This is a genomic window from Pseudomonas sp. UBA5666 (assembly GCF_002420785.1).
GTDB classification, from domain to species: domain Bacteria; phylum Pseudomonadota; class Gammaproteobacteria; order Pseudomonadales; family Pseudomonadaceae; genus Aquipseudomonas; species Aquipseudomonas fulva.
Genome location: NZ_DIIQ01000024.1, coordinates 43,402 through 61,385 on the forward strand (window position 1 = coordinate 43,402; position 17,984 = coordinate 61,385).

At 58.6% G+C, this 17,984-nt stretch carries 14 protein-coding genes and 4 pseudogenes; 11 read left to right on the forward strand and 7 right to left on the reverse strand.

Features of this window, described 5'->3' with window-relative positions; all coding sequences use genetic code 11:
- Positions 1-9 precede the first annotated feature (9 nt).
- The gene (locus B2Y33_RS12210; protein ID WP_181074040.1) at positions 10-393 is read right to left on the reverse strand and encodes a DUF2513 domain-containing protein; all 384 of its coding nucleotides are present in this window, start codon (positions 391-393) and stop codon (positions 10-12) included.
- Between the two features lie 455 nt (positions 394-848).
- On the opposite strand from B2Y33_RS12210, the gene B2Y33_RS12215 reads away from it, so the two are divergent.
- The 6 genes and pseudogenes from B2Y33_RS12215 (at position 849) to B2Y33_RS12245 (ending at position 7,325) form a co-directional block, all read left to right on the forward strand.
- Positions 849-1,730 (forward strand): hypothetical protein, encoded by an 882-nt coding sequence (locus B2Y33_RS12215; protein ID WP_181074039.1) that lies wholly within the window; start codon positions 849-851, stop codon positions 1,728-1,730.
- Between the two features lie 1,091 nt (positions 1,731-2,821).
- Positions 2,822-3,025, forward strand: a complete 204-nt coding sequence (locus B2Y33_RS12220; protein WP_181074038.1) for a hypothetical protein — start codon at positions 2,822-2,824, stop codon at positions 3,023-3,025.
- A gap of 625 nt (positions 3,026-3,650) precedes the next feature.
- A complete protein-coding gene (locus B2Y33_RS12225; RefSeq protein ID WP_121757543.1) occupies positions 3,651-4,805 on the forward strand; it encodes a Fic family protein in 1,155 nt (384 codons plus the stop codon).
- 277 nt (positions 4,806-5,082) lie between these two features.
- Positions 5,083-5,256: pseudogene (locus tag B2Y33_RS12230) on the forward strand (integrase); the annotation flags it as partial.
- 286 nt (positions 5,257-5,542) lie between these two features.
- The gene (locus tag B2Y33_RS12240; RefSeq protein WP_206405832.1) at positions 5,543-6,943 is read left to right on the forward strand and encodes a PAAR domain-containing protein; all 1,401 of its coding nucleotides are present in this window, start codon (positions 5,543-5,545) and stop codon (positions 6,941-6,943) included.
- Complete coding sequence (locus tag B2Y33_RS12245) at positions 6,936-7,325, forward strand: hypothetical protein (protein ID WP_049695408.1); 390 nt, start codon at positions 6,936-6,938, stop codon at positions 7,323-7,325. Before B2Y33_RS12240 ends, B2Y33_RS12245 begins: the two co-directional genes overlap by 8 nt.
- A gap of 77 nt (positions 7,326-7,402) precedes the next feature.
- Here B2Y33_RS12245 and B2Y33_RS12250 read toward each other — a convergent pair whose 3' ends face one another.
- The 3 genes and pseudogenes from B2Y33_RS12250 to vapB all read right to left on the reverse strand — a co-directional run bounded on the left by B2Y33_RS12250 (position 7,403) and on the right by vapB (position 8,812).
- The gene (locus B2Y33_RS12250) at positions 7,403-7,924 is read right to left on the reverse strand and encodes a cysteine hydrolase family protein (RefSeq protein ID WP_206405831.1); all 522 of its coding nucleotides are present in this window, start codon (positions 7,922-7,924) and stop codon (positions 7,403-7,405) included.
- A 256-nt stretch (positions 7,925-8,180) separates the two neighbouring features.
- Positions 8,181-8,582 (reverse strand): annotated as a pseudogene (gene vapC, locus B2Y33_RS12255) (type II toxin-antitoxin system tRNA(fMet)-specific endonuclease VapC).
- Positions 8,582-8,812, reverse strand: a complete 231-nt coding sequence (vapB, locus tag B2Y33_RS12260; RefSeq protein WP_028688069.1) for a type II toxin-antitoxin system VapB family antitoxin — start codon at positions 8,810-8,812, stop codon at positions 8,582-8,584. Before vapB ends, vapC begins: the two are co-directional and overlap by 1 nt.
- A 465-nt stretch (positions 8,813-9,277) precedes the next feature.
- Between vapB and B2Y33_RS12265 the strand changes: the two genes are divergently transcribed.
- Positions 9,278-9,808, forward strand: coding sequence for an ATPase AAA (locus B2Y33_RS12265; protein ID WP_028688070.1), 531 nt, complete (start codon positions 9,278-9,280; stop codon positions 9,806-9,808).
- 18 nt (positions 9,809-9,826) lie between these two features.
- On the opposite strand, the gene B2Y33_RS12270 is transcribed toward B2Y33_RS12265, so the two are convergent.
- Positions 9,827-11,785, reverse strand: a complete 1,959-nt coding sequence (locus tag B2Y33_RS12270) for an ATP-binding protein (protein WP_206405830.1) — start codon at positions 11,783-11,785, stop codon at positions 9,827-9,829.
- A gap of 211 nt (positions 11,786-11,996) precedes the next feature.
- Between B2Y33_RS12270 and B2Y33_RS12275 the strand changes: the two genes are divergently transcribed.
- From B2Y33_RS12275 to B2Y33_RS23245, 3 genes and pseudogenes are all read left to right on the forward strand, one after another.
- On the forward strand, positions 11,997-13,772 hold the full coding sequence (locus B2Y33_RS12275) for a sensor domain-containing phosphodiesterase (RefSeq protein WP_028688071.1): 1,776 nt from the start codon (positions 11,997-11,999) through the stop codon (positions 13,770-13,772).
- Positions 13,773-13,948: 176 nt separating this feature from the next.
- Positions 13,949-14,635: pseudogene (locus tag B2Y33_RS23240) on the forward strand (PAS domain-containing protein); the annotation flags it as partial.
- 102 nt (positions 14,636-14,737) lie between these two features.
- A pseudogene (locus B2Y33_RS23245) lies at positions 14,738-15,187 on the forward strand (methyl-accepting chemotaxis protein); the annotation flags it as partial.
- A gap of 75 nt (positions 15,188-15,262) precedes the next feature.
- On the opposite strand, the gene B2Y33_RS12285 reads toward B2Y33_RS23245, so the two are convergent.
- Both B2Y33_RS12285 and B2Y33_RS12290 read right to left on the reverse strand, forming a co-directional pair.
- The gene (locus B2Y33_RS12285; RefSeq protein WP_028688073.1) at positions 15,263-16,084 is read right to left on the reverse strand and encodes an amino acid ABC transporter permease; all 822 of its coding nucleotides are present in this window, start codon (positions 16,082-16,084) and stop codon (positions 15,263-15,265) included.
- The gene (locus B2Y33_RS12290) at positions 16,081-16,902 is read right to left on the reverse strand and encodes an ABC transporter substrate-binding protein (protein ID WP_128610158.1); all 822 of its coding nucleotides are present in this window, start codon (positions 16,900-16,902) and stop codon (positions 16,081-16,083) included. Before B2Y33_RS12290 ends, B2Y33_RS12285 begins: the two co-directional genes overlap by 4 nt.
- A gap of 118 nt (positions 16,903-17,020) precedes the next feature.
- Here B2Y33_RS12290 and B2Y33_RS12295 point away from each other — a divergent pair, with 118 nt between their 5' ends.
- Positions 17,021-17,905 carry a homocysteine S-methyltransferase family protein gene (locus B2Y33_RS12295; RefSeq protein ID WP_206405837.1) on the forward strand — a complete coding sequence of 295 codons (885 nt, stop codon included), beginning with the start codon at positions 17,021-17,023 and terminating at the stop codon, positions 17,903-17,905.
- Positions 17,906-17,984 lie beyond the last annotated feature (79 nt).

A 17,984-nucleotide genomic window follows, 5' to 3' on the forward strand; every position in this document is an offset into this window, starting at 1 on the left:
CGGTTGGCATCAGAGCTCTATCCCTGTGTGCTCGGCAATTTTCTTCCGAATGAAGCCTTTGGCTAAATCCTTCAGTAAGTCAACGCTGAACCCGCCCGCAGCTTTGGCGCCTTGGCGTGTCTTGCCCCATATCTCGTCATCCCTGACGGCATCCACAAAGTCATGGCCAGACCAAGTGAGCTGACGGAACTGGAATCCGTTCAATAGCCCTTTGCCACCCTGGTCGACCAGGCCGGCTTGAACGGCTAGGTTAAGGTGGTACCGAACTTCATCGTCTGTATATCCTTCGATGGCCAGTTCACCGTTGCGAAACACCAAAATTGAGTCAGCTTTGGTGCTTGCTCCTTCTAGCCGAAGCAAAAGCAAGCGCAGTAGGTCCATATCACGTTGCATATCACATCCCCTTTGTTTGAAGGCTAGGTCCACGGGTCGACCGCCCGCTGAGTATTTACCATTCCGCATCACCTTGTCGCAAAGCTGAAGCGCAACCTCTACGTACGAACCTCTGAGACCTGCTTGTTATCAAAAGTTATGGTTTCCAGGCATCGGTTTCCACTCTGGTTTCCACGGTATTGCAGCCCTCACTGGCAACCGCACCGCCGTGCCCACCGTTTGCGACCACATCAAAACCACGAATCTCACCCAGCGCTAGCTGGTCCGATCTTAGGTTTTCTCAGGTTCTACCGCGTCAGAGGGTCCAGCGTGCGCGTCGGGTGCTCACAAATGGTTCGCAACCGCCATAGGACCAAGCCTGCCTACTGGTACCGTATTGCGTATTCTTCAGTGCTGCCGCTTAAAATTTAGTAGTGATCTCATCTGCGATAACACGCAGAACCTGGAGAGTGTTGATGAAGCTACGAATGAATTTCAAAGCTGACTGGCATGCCATATTGAAAGCTGAAATGGCTAGCTCATTTGGCATGGATGTGGCTGCCCTTGGGCCTGATGCGCCGGTTCTATTTTTCAACGCAGTTCAACGCCGTGTTTCCCCACGGCCAAGGACCGTTTACCTGTCCGACACGTTCAGCTGTCCAGAAAAACTAATGAGAGGCTGGGGTACGCTCAAAAAGAAGTTCGAGGCAGGAGAAGACCTGACGGCCCATCTCAGCAAGCTAATCGTTAAGCCAAGACACACTGACCAGATGCTCAACGACTGGGGCATTCATCACTTCCATTTAGGTAAAGAAGTGGAGCAAGGATGGGTTGAGCGCACTGGGGAGTTGCTTTTCGCTAGAGTTAAGGAGGATGCGATTTACGTAGTGGGGCTTTATGAGCATGGAGATTGGGTAAATGACACAATTGTCGAAACGGTCCATCGCAACTGGCCAGATTCCATTTCACAGTGGAAGATGAATGGTACGAAAGGTGTTCCCCTTACCCCTGACCAGCGGGGTTCGCTGCGAAAGAAAAATTTCAACGCATTCTTCACCACGCGAGACGGCACGACATATGGACCATTAGGTGGCGGGGTGACCTTTACCGGACAGAACATAATGGCGTTTGTCGAAATGGACAAATTCCATGATTTCCTGGAAAAGCTCGAGCTAGCACTTGTCGATATTGCGCAGCTCATTGAGCCCCATCTTAGGCTCAGAGGCTACCAAGGAACCGAAGAGGTTGATGCAACGCTGAAGTTGCCCAAAGGATACTTTGCTGCCTTCTTTCCAGCATATGGCGTGATGGTCAATTTTCATCCTCGCGAGGAAGGTGCCGGAGGAGTATCGCCATGAAGATAGGGTTGAAGCTATAGCCAATCTTTACCGAATGTGAGACAGGCATGAGACGGAAGCCGCATGACTTGCGCGTCCGAGGCCAGGTGCCAGGCCGTGCCGGTAAAGACTGGTGGTCGGCGCCGTCTCACATTGCCGGTGGTGCTGGGCGCTACTTTGACCACGCTTTGACGGAGTACGGGCCGGGCAGATAGCAGTAGCCCCTGTGGCCGTGCGTCTGAGGTCTTCCCGGCGCTGGATGCCGTCAAAGCAGAGGCTTTGGCCCATGCCTCACCCCTGACAGCCCCCTGACGGATTCTGGACAGGCTCTGGACGGATCGGCGCCAGCACCAGCAGGTGGAATGGCGTGGGAATGGTGATTTTCCTGATGCGCGGGAGGCTGGCCACCATCGACCGGCGCATACCCGTCTAGAATGGCCAGGGGATGGCGAAATTCTTGACAGGCCTTGACGGATTCAGCCGATGGAGCTTGAGCAGGATCGGCTGCAAGCCTTGCTGTATAAGGGCTGGCGCTGTATATGGCGGACCTGTGGGAGCGGAGGCCGTCAAGAATTTCCGGGCGTGCTCGTCAAGAGAAAACCGGCAGTTAGGAACCTGTCAAAACCTGTCATGCCGAGACTGCGAAGGGGGCACCCAAAGTGACCAAAGATCGGTCGGTGGGCGCACCGTGGGAGCGGGAGCCAGGCCGCCATCACGGCTAAGGAATGGTGGATATCACCACGCCCTTGTGGCGAAGGTGTCTCCAAGAAGGGGACGCCCTCATAACTGAGGGCATCGCCTGGGGCTGGCCAGCCTTGGCGAAACTACCAATTCCAGCAGTCTCGACTGATATTGGTAGGCTCGTGGCACCATGGCGGGTAACGCCAGCAGCGTTACCTGGCAGACGACTGGCGCGATTTCTCCGGTTTGAAACCGGACTATTGCCGAAGATCAAAACAGGCCACATCGCCCGACGCGGGGCCTGCTGATCTGCCTTGATGTGGAAGACCCTGACAGCAGGCCAGAGCAGGTGGCCGGGCGACCTGGCACAAACTACCCGGATACTGGGTAGTTATCAGATAATCAGGCGCCACCACATCGAGGGCCGCACCATGTCCGTTATCGACTGCGACTACCTACCCGACCCAGAACCGATCACTTTCCCGCCTGAGCTGGCGCTGCTGATCGTCAGGAAGGCCGCCGTCATGGCCGAAGTATTCGAGAGCAAGGCGCTCGACCAGATGACCATGGACGCCTGCCGAGCGCTTCGCAATGGAATGGAGCCGCGCAGGATCATCAGGCAGATGGGGCTGTAATTACGGGATTTCCCGTAATTGCTTGGCAAGGTGTTGCTGTCATCGCAACACCCGCCGGCGAGCACACACGGTCATTGGGGGATGAAGCGCCACCCCGCCGTTTCGGGTTAGTCAGGCCCGGCTATACACGACCCCCCCTGGCATCGACTTGGTTGCTACGTACTGCGGGCATGTAGTGGTGAGCAAAACCGACCGGGGTAGGCCTGGGTTCGCGTTGATAAGCGCCCGGTTCCCGATCCTCGATCGTGGTCTGCGTTGGACAGGGTGAACAATCCGTTCTCCCCATGGCCTACTCGTGGCAGGTGCCGCCCACTACCTCGCGGTGGGGTGGTGGATGGAGTCGCATACCAAGGGATGTTTGATCGGCCTGACCTAGGCATCGGTAATCCGCGCCCATCAAAATGCACGGCCAGTGGTGCTGAGACTCGGTTGAGGCCATTGAGCCCTTGGATTGACTGAGCGTGCTCACCCTTCCAATTCGAGTTAAGGATTCGCTAGCTTTCACTTAGGTCTGTACGTTTTTTGAGATAGTGTTTACCTTTTGCTAAGCATTCGTGCCGTGTATTCGGGCTTGAACACGAAAATTTTCGAGATACCTTTTTCAGCGTTTAGAGATAATTTTGGTATGGCTAAATTTTCCCATCACGACCTTCAGTTGCTGAACCCATCGTTCGATTCGCCTCTGGTCGATGTCTTGAGCGAGCTTGAGTATCTGCGCAGGCTGAGGCTGGAGGGAGACACCCCACCGCAGGTTTTTTTCCAGCTCAAGTCGCTGTTCCATGCGCTAGAGAGCTTGGGATCTGCCCGCATCGAGGGTAACCACACCACCCTAGCGGACTACATCGAAAGCAAGGTTGAGGGGAAGGCTGAGAGCACCGATCAGTTGCTGGAGGTTGCCAATATCGAGAAGGCAATGGACTACATCGAGGCAGGGATCAAGCCTGGTGTGGATTTGACGGAGCATATGATTCGGGAATTGCACGCGATGACTGTGCATGACCTAAAGCGGGAAGGGGACAAGACGCCTGGAGCGTACCGGGGCGGGCCAGTCAGAATCTCTCAGTCGGAACATCTCCCTCCGGATGCTGTATTGGTACCGCAGTACATGCAGGACCTTGTCCGCTTCATCAACCATGATGATTCCCCAAAATACGCTTTGATGAAGGTCGCGCTGGCGCACCATCGTTTCGGGTGGATTCACCCCTTCGGCAATGGGAATGGGCGTGTGGTAAGGCTGCTCACATACGCTCTGTTGATGAAATACGGCTTCAACGTGAACATGGGCGGACGAGTGCTGAACCCTACAGCAGTCTTCTGTAATGACCGAGAAAAATACTACGCCATGCTTGGGAGGGCTGATACGGGCACTGCCGAGGGGCTTGAGGAGTGGTGTGTTTACGTTCTCGAGGGGATTCGGGACGAGCTTGAGAAGGTTGATAAGCTCACGAAATATGAGTACCTGACGAAATGTATTTTGTCTCCAGCGGTGAGCTTTGCCCGGAGCCGGGAGTGGATCACGGATGCAGAAGAGCGGATTCTGTCTGCAGCGATAAAAGAGAAGGTGGTTAAGTCTGGCGATATTGCCTCGGTGCTCCCAAAACTCAATCCTGGCCAGCGCACCTACCAGATAAAAAAGCTAGTAGATGAGGGGATGTTGTTGCCGGTGAGCCCAGGCGCACGCCAGTACACAATTGGCTTTTCGAATAATTACCTCATTCGGGGAGTGATAAAAGCGCTGAGGGAGCAAGGATTCATCCCTGAGCCGCTTGATAAGCCGTGAGGGTACTTTTCGTTTTAGGTATATGTTTAGGTATACAGTGGTGGCCTGAGGCTATCTGGATGCCTGATTTTGCTGGGTTAAAGGTGCCCAATTCGACTCCTGTCTCCGCACCACATCCAGCTCCACTGCATTCCGCTGAATGCTTTGGAAGCCCTCTAAACCGGCCTTCTGGCCGGTTTTTCTTTTCCACGACCCTCCGTCGCGAACCAACAAAATCCCCAATAAACGGGGGTATTTTTGGGGTACAGCGTCTTTCCTGAATGGAGAACGTACCCCTATGCCACGCCTAGCCTTTCCGCTCAGCGACCTAAAATGCTGTACGGCCAAACCGCGTGATCGTGCATACAAACTGTTCGACGACGGGCGTATCCACCTGTAAGTCGCGCCCAGTGGCTTGAAGACTTGGCGGCTGCGGTATTTCAAACCCAGCGGCAAGGAGGGCACGCTGATCGCTGCAAGATGCCAGCCCCGCGAAAACTGGGCGCTCACGTCCAACAACCGTTCTTCTGTTCCGCACCAGTATCACTTGGCCTATAGCGATGTCTCGCTAGCTGGCATCAATAGGAGTCCGCCTCATGCGGGTTTTTCTGTTGTGCGTAGCTCCCAAACCGCCAAGTCGTGCCCTAGTCCTAAATCCGCGTTACTCGTAGGAATCGTCTCGTTAGCTGCTTGAGGCCTCATTTTCCCCTTCTTAGCTGTTAGGTTCTCTCGATCCTACAATTCGCAAGGGACTCTAAATGCGCGTCAGTCTGGATGGGCTTGGCCAAGCAGTAGATGGTGATATGACCACCACAGGTGCGATTTGCATCGCCACCGGGGAAGATTACCTCGACGAGGGGCGAATGGTCCTGAGGCTGGGGGATCCCACCACACCTTGTCCACTGTGCGGGCTGGAAGGAAAGGTCGTCGAAGGGATATGGCACTTCATCTCGGATGGCCAGCCAGTCGCGATGGATGGGGCGTTAGTTGATTGCGGTTGCCCAGAGGGTAGCAACCGGGTGGTGGCGCCTTTAGGGGAGATGCCCCCGCCGCGGCTACCGGTTGCCGTACGCACTAGCGTCGAGCCCGCTGGCCCTGGGAGCTCTAGCGCTTTAGCAGGGGCCTCGCCCGCCAGGGTTGGCGGGTTGCCTGGGCAAATGCAGCCGGGATTCTATGTGGTGCCCCGGAGCATGTCGTTCCCGCAGATTCTGTTGGAGCTGGCTAGACATGATCCGACCTTGCCCATTTCGTACCTTCAACGCCTGAACCCGACTTTCGAGCAGGGGTTCAAGGCAGGGGAAATCTTCGTCATCGGCGATCCGGATAACGGTTATGCCTGCACCCAGGAGGAGGGCCAACTCATGGCAGCCGCTGAGCACGCGCGACGTTCCTTGGCTGTACTCGATTTTGCCGAGTCAGATTTCATGATGGAGTACCAGGCTGAAATTGCCGGACTGCTTAGTGACGCCAGTCTCGCCATGGGTGTGGGCAAGGACATGATGGATCAAGGCCTCCGGCAGCTTCGCAGCACACTTGGCAATATCGAGCGTTTGCATCAGCAAGAATTTCTGCGCCATGGCCATCTGAATAGCCCATCGTTTTTCGCCGAGCGACGACTGTTATTGGAGCAGCTAAATGGTCAGCTGAAGGCGACTTTTCTTAATAAACATCTGAATCTAGGGGCTTACGAGAAGCTCAAGAAAAGCTTGAATATTTCCACCAAGAGCCTTGTGCATCATTGGTCGAAAGCCGGTGGGCCAGGGCATATTCCTGGGTATGCCACATACTTGGACAAAGTGGCAAAACTTAGTAAGTACCTCAGGTATGGGGGGTATGTCGGAATTGGCTTAGGTGGGACATCGTCCTATCTGAAAGTCCAGGAGGCCTGCCGTGCAGGGGAAACAGAAGCCTGCAAAAAAATTCGTTTGTCTGAGGCAGGAGCTTTTGCTGGGGGTTTAGCGGGAGGGATCCTGGGTGGATACATTGCTGGGATCACTGCGCTCGCTGTATGTGGGGTGTTCTCTGCGGGTACCGCAGGTCTCGGGGCACCGATCTGTGGCATTGCGCTGGTCGGGAGCGGATCTTTTGCTGGGAGCACCGCCGGTGCGCAGGGCGGTGAGCACATGGGCGAGCTGATCTACGAGTCACATTATGACTGAGTTCGAGAATTGGCCCGTGTGGCTGAAGTGGATAATGCTGGCGTGTCCGTTCGTGATCGGGTTGGCCGGTTGTGCAATCAGTGCATTCATCGCGTGTACACGAAATTTCACTGTTGCAACCTCGGCTATTCAAAGTCATCCCGGTCTGGAACAGATGAAACTGTTTTTGGGCACGCGGCGCTTTCGCGCTCGGTGGCTGCTGATAACATTTCTTTGTGGAATACTCATTTGGCCTGGCATACACATGCGCAGGGGGCATCTGGACATTGAAGAATTCGAAAACTTTCCTGCAAAAATTAAGTTGGCTCTACAAATATCCTCGTGGCTGACGGCCTTCGGCTTCGCTTGGATGTGGGTGACCTACGCATTCATCAAGGCATGAACGTTGATGCCACGGCGGTCGTCGCTCTCGCGCAATGCGATTTTTAACCTCCGCCTAAGCAGGCATCACCGTACCAATCACTTAAAAGTCCAATCTCGTCCTAACACCACCTCACAAAACGCCCCCTCAAGCGTCGCATTATGATGCGCAACAATCTGCTCACCCCGCATCTGCGCTGTATCCGTACAACTGTGTCCATCCGCAACCAGCACCGCTTCGAACCCGAGATCCCGAGCAGCCCTGCAGGTACTGTCCACACAGTACTGAGTCTTCATACCGCCAATCACCACCCCAGTCACCCCGAGTGCCCGCAAATCCTCAGCGAGCGCCGTCCGTGTAAACGCATTGGGCCGGTGCTTCTCGAACACCACCTCGCCACCCGCAAGCCTCAGTTCCGGCGCAAGTTGCGTCAACACACTGTCAGGCGCAATCGGCGAGCCAGCGGGGCCTACATGACGGGCGAGAAAGATCGGCGCGCCAGCATTGCGCGCCTTGTCCATCAGTTCGTTGACGGTTGCCAACAATGCTTCGCAACGCCAGGGCTTTTCCTGGCCATGCACCAACCCAACTTGAACATCCAGAATCAATAGCGCGTACATTCGTGCGTTTCCTTGCATGAGGCCATTGAGGCAAGGGCACAAAAAAGGCCCTGTCCATCGCTGGCGGGCCTTTGAAGTCTGTTCGCTATCTGCTCACGACACCTCGCACGCTCCGCCATGGGCGGTCGTGGTGGTGGTTGCGGTGGTCGAATGGTAGATGATCATTGCCCGACACTAGCAACACGGCGCTGCGCTGACAAGCGTGGTCGGATTCAACATCACTGCCCCATGAGATCCTTGCCACGGCCATCGATCATTATCGGATAACCCAGTCTTCGCTCCGCAGTCCAGGTACTCGCTCAAACTCACGACGGTTATTAGTGACAATAATCAGACCTTGTGAGCGAGCGTGACCAGCGATCATTTGATCGAAAGGGCCAATAGGCGTGCCCAAACGTGCCAATTCAGCACGGAGCTGTTCAGTGTGGGCGGCAGCGTTTCTATCATATGTAAGAACTTCCAAGCGCGCTGCCAGGTCTTCAACCGCTGCTAGATTACGCTCGGGATTCGAGGATTTCTCAGCACCATAAATCAACTCCAAAGTGACGGTGCTTATGCACATCTAGTCATGATGCCGCTTGAAGGCATCGCGTACTTAGATAGGACGGTTTTTGATAGTGAAAATACATATAGTTGTGTCGAGCATGAATTTGAGCATCAAAAACGCTCGCGCTCTTGATCAGCCGGCTGATCACGCTCTGTCATGAAATCTTCTGTAGGGGCTAAGTCGTCGAACCAGCTATCCCACGCTTCCCCGGCAGGTGTGATGATGCGTGTGCGCCCAATCGCGACGACGTCAACGCGCTTGACGTCTTCCGAAAATGCTGCAGCTTTGGGCAGTCTTATAGCTTGGCTACGATTACTCAAAAAAACGGCACCATGTTCCATACCTACCTCCAGAACATGGGGGAAGAAGTCATATGGGATGATAACGTGAGTAAGGGACATGGCAATGGGATATGGCAGATACTTACCCATCATTCCCAAGCGTCGAAGGATCAACCACCGCTCACGGCCTATCCTCGCTCGCGTTTTCCACAGCACAAGTTCTGATCATACTGCGCCCCGTCGCAGCGCACCGGTTCAGTTCCGTGGGAGGTACGCACCGTACCCTGGCACAGCGCTGAGCCTAGTGCTCGGCGGGGTAGCATGCCGCGCCGTGGGCGCTTCAAGCCATCCGAGCTCCATCAGGAGCCGGATGGCTTACCCGTATTCAGCATGTGCTGGCGTTGGCCTGCATGCACTCGACGGTGCGTCCCGGCTCTGAACCGTTCCATCCATTGCCTGCCAGCGCAACGCGGCTTTACAACACTGACCTGACGTTCAAAATGGCGGGCTGAAAAGGAGCCCCCAATGAAACGCGTCATGATCGTTGGTCAGCCAGGCGCCGGCAAAAGTACGCTTGCTCGCCAGCTGGGCGAGCGAACCGGCTTGCCGGTCGTGCATATCGACACCATTCACTGGCTACCCGGCTGGGTCGAGCGCAGTCGGGACGAAAAGACCCGCCTGTGCCATGAAGTGGAGGCGCGCGAGCGGTGGATTTTCGAGGGAGGGCATTCGGCAACCTGGGAGAACCGTCTTGCCAGGGCCGACCTGTTTATCTGGATTGACCGTTCCCTGACGGTCCGACTGTGGCGTGTCCTGGTCAGGACCTTGACCCAGTTGGGCCGCACACGTCCGGACTTGCCAGATGAATGCCCCGAGTCGCTACGCAACTTGCCTGGCTTCATCCGGTTCATCTGGTCCACGCGGCATTCTTCACAGGACAAGATCAAGCACCTGATGGCGACGGCGCCTCCCGGGTGTCAGGTAGTGCACCTGCGCTCCAACCGGCAGACGCGTCAGTTTCTGGCATCGCTCGATTCGCCGTCCCCTGGCATGTAGCGCGCGTCGACCATGGCGCTAGCGTCGTGTGGCCTGGTCCCGCAATGGGGGCGCATCCTGCGGGTCAGCGAGCATCTCTTCGACACACGCCTTGAACTGGCCGAGCGTGAAGGGCTTGGGCAGCAAGCGCGTATGCGGCTGCTGCTCGGCAAGGCTGGCCGGCGCCTCGATCAACCCAGAAATGAACAGCACCCGCACCGCTGGCACGAGCGCCTGCACCCCTTGGGCGATGTTGTCTCCCGTCAAGCCGCCGGGCAGGACCAGGTCGGTTACCACAAGCTGCAGGTCCTGGCACTGTTCGATCAGGTGCAGCGCATCGGCAGGATGAGTGACTTCGATTACGTCGAAACCCAGCTCCTGCAAGGCTTCGCTGACCAGCTCCCGGATCGCGCCCTCGTCTTCGATCACCAGTGCACTGCCGCGGTGGTCGGTGCGGGCCGCCAGGGTGGCGTGCGTGATCGCTGTGACACTGGACGAAACGGACTCAAGGTGGACGGGCAGCAACAGGCTGACTGTGGTGCCGCTGCCCATCACCGACTCGATCACTGCAGTGCCGCCCGCCTGGCGAGCGAAGTCCCTGACCATCGACAGCCCCAGACCCGTGCCCGACCCCAGCGGCTTGGTGGTGAAGAACGGTTCGAAGGCCCGCTCGGCAATGCTGGCCGGCATCCCCAGACCCGTATCGGTGACGCTCACCTGAATGTATTCGCCAGCGCGTAGCCCAAGCTGCTCCAACTCAGCCGTGCCGCTCGTCACCTTGCTGACCCGCACCTGCAAACGGCCCCCTTGGGGCATGGCGTCACGTGCGTTGATGCACAGGTTCAGCAGCGCATTTTCCAGTTGATGGGGATCGCAGTAGCACAAGGCTGGCGACGGATGCGGGCTGAGCTGAAACTCGATCTTGGGTGTAAGGGTTCTGGCCAGCAGCTCTTTCATGTCGTCCACCAGCAGCACCACATCGACCGTGGCGCTGGCCAGCGGTTGTCGTCTGGCGAAGGTCAGCAGGCGGTGGGTGAGGGTGCTGGCTTTGCGAGTGGCAGTTCTGGCCAACGACAGGTAACGACCCAGCTCGTCGTGCCGGCCTTGCGCCAGGCGTTGTTCGATCATGTCCTGCGTGCCGGTGATCACGGTCAGCAGGTTGTTGAAGTCATGGGCCAGGCCGCCGGTGAGCTGGCCGAGCGCTTCCATCTTCTGGCTTTGCTGCAGTTGCTGGCTGACCTGCTCGAACGCCTGCTGCCGCTCGCGGTACTGGGTGACGTCCCGCGCCACGGCGAAGTAACGGCCCTCGAACCTGGCTATGCGCCAGTTGAGCAGCAAGGGTTGGCCATCGCTGCGCACGCTCTGGGTGTCGAGCTCGACGATGGGCTTGTGGTTGAGCTCACGTAACGCGTTCGCCAATTGCGCGGGGGAGATGAAACTGTAGAACGTCCCAGCCTTGAGTTGCTCTTCAGTGAAGCCCGTTTCTACCTGCCATGCCGGGTTCACCGACAGCACCTGACCGTTTTCGGACAACGTGCAGATCAGGTCGGGGGACACGTTCCACAGGCTGTCGCGCTCACCCGTTCGGTGTTGCACTTGCTGCTCGAGCGTTTCATTGAGCCGTTCCACGGCGCTCAGGTTACGCCTGAGCGAAGCACACACCACTGCCATGGCGAAGGTCACCACGCCAAAACTCAGGCTGTTGGCCCATGTGGTCCAGTCAGCATCGAAACCCAGCGGTCCGATGAAGAAATACTGGGCGATCAGCACCGCCATGATGCAGCCCAGCAGTGACGGGCCTGCGCCGAACCAGAACCCGATCAGCATCAGGCCAGGAATGAAAAACAGGTACGGGAGCGCGGCAGGCGACATCTGCGCGCGCGCCAGGGAGCACGCAGCGATGATCAACGCGGCGCCCACGTAGCGGCTGGCCGTGCTCGGCTTGGCACGTCGCAGGCGTTGCAGGATGGCGGTAATCCTTTCTTTGAACCAGGCCAAGGCTGACTCCGTAACAGGCTGAGCATCATCTATGCAATCTGCCGTGCCAAGCGCGGCTGACAGCCTTTTAGGCTAGCTGACCGCAGGCGTCCAATAGATTTTTTGGCCGACCACCGGTGGGGGCGCTCAATTGTCGAGAGAAACCGATCACAGCTAAGCTGGCAATGTGCCTTATGGGCTAGAATTTGCTGTTACCGCGACCGGAGTTTTCATGGACAACTTGACGACCCTTCGAGACGAGCGCTTGCGCCTGGTTGAAGTGGACCGCCTTACATCGGACCTGGCAAATGGAGAGGATCCGGTGCTCAACGGCGTCGTCAACATGCTCTGTGCGCACTTCGACGTCCCGACCGCGCTGGTCAGCATCGTCGACCGCGATTACCAGGTATTCAAGGCCAAGATCGGCATGGCCGACGACCGCACGCCGCGCGAAATGTCCATCTGCGCCCACGGCCTGCGCCAGGAAACGCTGCTGGAGATCTGCGACACGCTGCAGGATCCCCGCACGGTGGATAACCCCCTTGTGCAATCGGCCCCCCACATTCGCTATTACGCCGGCGCGCCGCTGATCGTTCGGCCAGGCGTCAGCCTGGGTGGGCTGTGCATCATCGACCATGCCACGCGCGAAGCCTTGTCGGAGCGCGACCGTAACCTGCTGACCAACGCCGCCAACGTGGTGGTGGCCCGGCTGCAATCGATCCACCGGCAGAACTTCTACGATCCGATGACCGGGCTGCCCAATCGGCGGCGCTTCGAGACGGACTTCAAGGAAGGTGCCGTGACGGCCGGGCAGGTGGCTGTTTTCATCGAGCCGGTGTCGGCTGCGGGTATGGACCGGCTGTTCAAGGCGCTGGGCATCGAGTTCTTTACCGATTTCATGCTGGCAGTCAAAGAAGTGCTGCTCACGGCACTTGTGCCCGGTTGCCGCCTTTATCGGGCCAGCACCCTGGGCTTCATGACGGTCATCGATGCGTGCGATACCCGCTTTCTCGCCGGTTGGCTTCAGACGCTGGTGGCTTCGCTCAGTGGGCCGCTGCGCAGCGGTCACATACCGGTTACGCCGGATGTTGGCATCAGCGTCCTGACGCTGGGTGTGGACGCCAGCGCCTCGTCGGACATCCTGCGGCTGATGGCCAGCATGACCGACACCGCTCGCAAGAGCGAGCAACGCTGGTTAGCGTACGACCCGGTGGTGGACGCGAACCTGCGTCGCAACACCGCCATACTCAACGCCCTGGAAGCCGCACTGCTGGCACCGGACCAGTTGAGCCTGGCCTACCAGCCCAGGATCGACCTTGGCAGCAACCGCTGCGTGGCGGTCGAGGCGCTCTTGCGCTGGACGCACCCGCAACTGGGTGTGATCAGCCCGGCCGAGTTCATTCCGCTGGCAGAAACCACCGCTTCCATCCGCGGCATCACGCGCTGGGTCGTGGAGCAGGTGTGTCGTCAGATCGCCCAGTGGCAGGCCAGCAACGTGGTGTTGCAGGTCTCGCTGAACATCTCGGCCCTCGACCTGGGTGATGGCCAGTTGTACGAAGATGTGACCCGAGCGCTGGCCCGACACCAGGTCCACCCGAGCCTGGTAGAACTTGAGTTCACCGAAAGCGCCCTGGTGGCCGATTTCGATGCCGTGCAGGAACAGCTCCAGCGCTTCCGCGCCCTGGGTATCTCGATTGGCATCGACGATTTTGGCAGCGGCTACAGTAACTGGATCTACCTGCGCAAAATCCCCGCCACCAGCGTGAAGCTCGATCGCTCCCTGCTGGCCGAACTGCAGCCAGGCGGTAACGACTGGCACATCGTGCGCGGGTTGGTCAGCCTGCTGCGTGACCTGCGCCTGACGGTAGTGGCCGAGGGCGTGGAGACGGACCTGCACCATCATGTGCTACGGGGATGGGGCTGTGATCAAGGACAAGGCTATTATTACGCAAGGCCCCTCTCGGCAGATGACCTGGCGACATGGTTGTGTCAGCCGCGGCAAGCCTGACGTTGTGTGAAGCAGCACTCGGTGTGCGCTGCCTGACAGCGCCTGTTCATTCCCAACAGTTGTCATCCGCAATGACGAGGATCGCCATGTTCAACAAAGCGCTTAGGGATGAGGTCGAGGCACTCAAACGGGAGCTTCATGGGCTCAGGGCTGCGCAACAGAGCAGGTCCGACGAGATGCTTGAAATCACCGTGGACCGTGACCTGCTGATCACGGCCGTCAATCCGCGGTTTTCCAGCTTCGTAGGGATCGACGCTTCGAAGCTTGTCGGTACATCGATGGGCACGCTCACGCCTGGCTATGTGAGGGACTTGCCATGCTACGAGGATTTTCAGACCGCGATGAGCCAGGGCACTGGGGTGAGCGACGACTACCGCTACATCGCGGCCGATGGGCGCCTGGTCTGGATGCGCGCGGCGTGGTGCCCGGTCAAGACCCCCAGCGGCGAGGTGACCCACATGACGGCTTACGGCACCGAGGTCACCGCTGCCATCGACAAGGCCCGGGAAAACGATGAGTTGATCAAGGCGCTTTCCCGCTCCACGGCGGTGATCGAGTTCGGGCTGGACGGCACCATACTCACCGCCAACCAGAACTTCCTGAATACGGTGAACTACACGCTCCCGGAAATCGTCGGCAAGCACCACAGTATTTTCTGCGATCCGGCCTACATGAAGTCGCCGGACTATCAGCGACTGTGGGCCAGCCTCAACGATGGTCGCTTCGTCGCCGAACGTTTTCAGCGGTTCGACAAGGGCGGCCGCGAGCTGTGGCTTGAAGCTTCCTACAACCCCGTGCGCGATACCCGGGGGCGGCTGTACAAGGTCGTGAAATTTGCGGTGGATATCACCGCTCAGGTCGAAAGCGAGAAACAGGTCAGCTCAGCGGCGGACGTTGCCTACGAGATCTCCATGAAGACCGACAGCTCCGCCCAGCGCGGCGCTGAGGCGGTCAGGGACACGGTAGAAACCATGAACCGCATCGTCGAGCAGGTCTCGAACGTATCCAGCGGCGTCGAGGCGCTGGGGCATCAGTCGCACCTGATCACGTCCATCGTGTCGACCATCGGCGGCATCGCCCAACAGACCAACTTGTTGGCCCTGAACGCGGCCATCGAAGCTGCGCGTGCAGGTGACCAAGGGCGGGGCTTTGCCGTGGTGGCGGACGAGGTGCGCAAGTTGGCCGGCCGAACCAGTGCCGCGACCCAGGAAATCGTCGAGGTGGTGCAGAAGAATAACGCCTTGGTGGAGGAGGCAGTACACAGCATGGGCGAGAGCAGGAAGCAGGCTGAGCTGGGCCTGAGCCTGGCCCAGCAGGCAGGTACCGTGATCACGGAAATACAATCAGGTGCGCAGGAGGTGGTCACTGCCGTGGGCCAGTTTTCCTCGAAACTGGTGGCAGAGGCGGGACGTTAGCCCCATCGGCGTCTGACTGGCGATTGATTGCTACGCTCGCCCCTGCGCAGTGGCCGGGGCAGGCGCTACGCACCTTCAGCGCTGATAGGCCTTGCCGTAGTGCCGCTCAAGGCGCGCCTGCACCAGCTCCAGCGCGATCGACAGCACCCAGTAGATCACGGCAGCGGTGGTCAGCATTTCCAGGTAGCGGTAGCTCGACCGTCCGTAGGACTGGGCCAGGAACATGATTTCCCACACCCCCATCACCGAGATCAACGACGAATCCTTGAGCATGGAGATGAACTGGTTGGCGGTTGGCGGGATGATCACCCGCATGGCCTGCGGCAGTACGATGTGGCAAAAAATCTGCGGCGGGCGCATGCCCAGCGCCAGCGCCGCTTCGCGTTGGCCTCGGGCAACACCCAGGATGCCTGCGCGAAAGATCTCACTGAGATAGGCGCCGTAGTTCAGCGACAGGGCGATGATACCGGCACTGATCGCGCCGGGCACCAGGCCTATCTGGGGCAACCCCAGGTAAATGAGCAGAATCTGGATCAGCAGCGGTGTACCACGGAAAAAAGACGTGTAGAAACTGGCAACACCCACCAGCACCGCGCTGCCGGACAAGCGTGCCAGCGCGGCGGCAAAGCCCAGCGCCACCGACACCACCATCGAGCACATGCACAGGAACAGCGTCAGCGCTGCGCCCTGCAGAAAACCATTGGGCCCTAGTTTGAAACCGGCCAGATTGGGAAACTTCTCCAGGATGATCGAGAACTTGAGGTCGAAGCTCAGGAAGAACCCGACGAACAGGGCGAACATCACCAGCCAAGTGAGCATCAACCGTGTGCGAAAACCCAGCAGGCGTGTGCCCGTGGTATTGGCCACGGGCTTGGGGGAGGGCGTAAAGGTGCTCATTTGCTGATATCGGCGCCGATCCACTTCTGCGAGAACTTGCTCAGGGTGCCGTCTGCCTTGAGTTCGGCGAACACCTGGCGAACTTTGGCATCCCACTCCGGGTCGCCCTTCTCGATGGCGACCGAGTTGGGTTCTTCATACAGCGGCGCACCGGCGAGCTTGAAGCGTTTGTCCTGGTCCAGGCGCGGCTTGGCCGTGACCAGGTTGGTCAGGATCGCATCCAGGCGCACGCCCGCGCCCAGCCCAAGGTCCTGGAACGCCACATTGTCGGTGTCATACGGGGCGATCTGCACGAAATCGAAGGGGTAGTCGAGGGCGCGTTCTTCGTCACCCTCGATGACCAGGTTCTTGTTCAGGTAGCTTTCATAGCTCGACGCGCTGGTCAGGCCGACCTTGCGCCCGTCCAGGTCCTTTGCACCGTGGATGCGCTCATCCTTGGCATTGACCACGATGACGGCCGGGGAGGCGTAGTACTCCACCGGGAAGTCGAACACCTGGGCGCGGGCCTTGCTGGGGGTCATCGAGCAGATGCAGATGTCGTAGCGCCCACTCCAGCGACCGGCGGCGATTACATCCCAGGAAGGGGTCTCCAGGCGCAGCTTCACGCCCAGTTTATCCGCCACCGCCTTGGCAACATCCACGTCAAAGCCGTCGAGCTGGTTCTGGTCATTGAGGAAAGAGAACGGGGGATAGCTCTCCATCAGCACATTGACCAGTTCCTTGCGTGATTCGACCCGCTCCAGCGTGGCGCCGGCAAAAGCCTGAGTGGCGGTCGCAAGCAGCGCAAGGCCTGCACCGAGCAATGTGGAAAAGCGCATGTTCATACCTGAAGTGTTGGCCAAATGAGTATTAGGGTATTAAATAGTTATATATCCAACCCACATAATGAATTTTATTCATAAGCACCTTTAGAGTAGTTATATGAAAGAGCGAGCGATGGTGATTCTCGACGGTGGCATGGGCCGCGAACTGCAGCGCAGCGGTGCGCCGTTCCGCCAGCCAGAGTGGTCTGCACTGGCGTTGACCGAGGCCCCGGAAGCGGTGGTGGGGGTGCACGCGGCGTTCATTGCCGCAGGTGCCCAGGTCATCACCAGTAACAGCTATGCGGTCGTCCCCTTCCACATTGGTGAAGCGCGCTTTGCCGAAGAGGGCCGGCAGTTGGCCAATGTCGCCGGTCAACTGGCCCGCCACGCGGCCGACACCGGCCCGCACCCAGTGAGGGTGGCCGGTTCGCTGCCGCCGTTGTTCGGGTCCTATCGTCCCGACCTGTTCCAGCCTGAGCGCGTCGAGGAAGTCCTGCGGCCGCTGCTAGAGGGCCTGGCGCCACACGTTGACCTGTGGCTTGCCGAAACCCAGAGCGCGATCCCTGAAGTGCGCGCCATACGTGCCCACCTGCCCGAAGACGGCCGCCCGTTCTGGGTGTCCTTCACCTTGCAGGACGAAGACGTCGATACGGTGCCGCGCCTGCGCTCCGGTGAGCCGGTGGCCGAGGCGGTGCAAGCGGTGATCGAGCTCGGCGCGGCAGCGGTGCTGTTCAACTGCAGCCAGCCAGAAGTGATCGGCGCGGCCATCGATGTCGCTCGTTCGGTCATCGATCAGCAGGGTGGAGAAGTCGCCATCGGCGCCTATGCCAATGCCTTCCCGCCCCAGCCCAAGGAAGCCACCGCCAACGACGGGCTGGACGAACTGCGCGAAGACCTGGACCCACCGGGCTACCTGGCCTGGGCCAAGGACTGGCGCGCACGCGGCGCCAGCCTGGTAGGTGGCTGCTGCGGCATTGGCCCCGAGCACATTGCCGAGCTCAAATTAAGCCTCGGCTGACGGGTTCCAGAGCATCTGCAAGGCAAACGAAGCGTTTAAGTTTGGGAAACGCTGGAACTGACGGTAAGGTTTCAGCATC

Coding starts and splice junctions, on each gene's coding strand:
- B2Y33_RS12210 (WP_181074040.1), bottom strand. CDS start 393: ATGCAACGTGATATGGACCTACTGCGCTTGCTTTTGCTTCGGCTAGAA.
- B2Y33_RS12215 (WP_181074039.1), top strand. CDS start 849: ATGAAGCTACGAATGAATTTCAAAGCTGACTGGCATGCCATATTGAAA.
- B2Y33_RS12220 (WP_181074038.1), top strand. CDS start 2,822: ATGTCCGTTATCGACTGCGACTACCTACCCGACCCAGAACCGATCACT.
- B2Y33_RS12225 (WP_121757543.1), top strand. CDS start 3,651: ATGGCTAAATTTTCCCATCACGACCTTCAGTTGCTGAACCCATCGTTC.
- B2Y33_RS12240 (WP_206405832.1), top strand. CDS start 5,543: ATGCGCGTCAGTCTGGATGGGCTTGGCCAAGCAGTAGATGGTGATATG.
- B2Y33_RS12245 (WP_049695408.1), top strand. CDS start 6,936: ATGACTGAGTTCGAGAATTGGCCCGTGTGGCTGAAGTGGATAATGCTG.
- B2Y33_RS12250 (WP_206405831.1), bottom strand. CDS start 7,924: ATGTACGCGCTATTGATTCTGGATGTTCAAGTTGGGTTGGTGCATGGC.
- vapB (WP_028688069.1), bottom strand. CDS start 8,812: ATGGAACATGGTGCCGTTTTTTTGAGTAATCGTAGCCAAGCTATAAGA.
- B2Y33_RS12265 (WP_028688070.1), top strand. CDS start 9,278: ATGAAACGCGTCATGATCGTTGGTCAGCCAGGCGCCGGCAAAAGTACG.
- B2Y33_RS12275 (WP_028688071.1), top strand. CDS start 11,997: ATGGACAACTTGACGACCCTTCGAGACGAGCGCTTGCGCCTGGTTGAA.
- B2Y33_RS12285 (WP_028688073.1), bottom strand. CDS start 16,084: ATGAGCACCTTTACGCCCTCCCCCAAGCCCGTGGCCAATACCACGGGC.
- B2Y33_RS12290 (WP_128610158.1), bottom strand. CDS start 16,902: ATGCGCTTTTCCACATTGCTCGGTGCAGGCCTTGCGCTGCTTGCGACC.
- B2Y33_RS12295 (WP_206405837.1), top strand. CDS start 17,021: ATGGTGATTCTCGACGGTGGCATGGGCCGCGAACTGCAGCGCAGCGGT.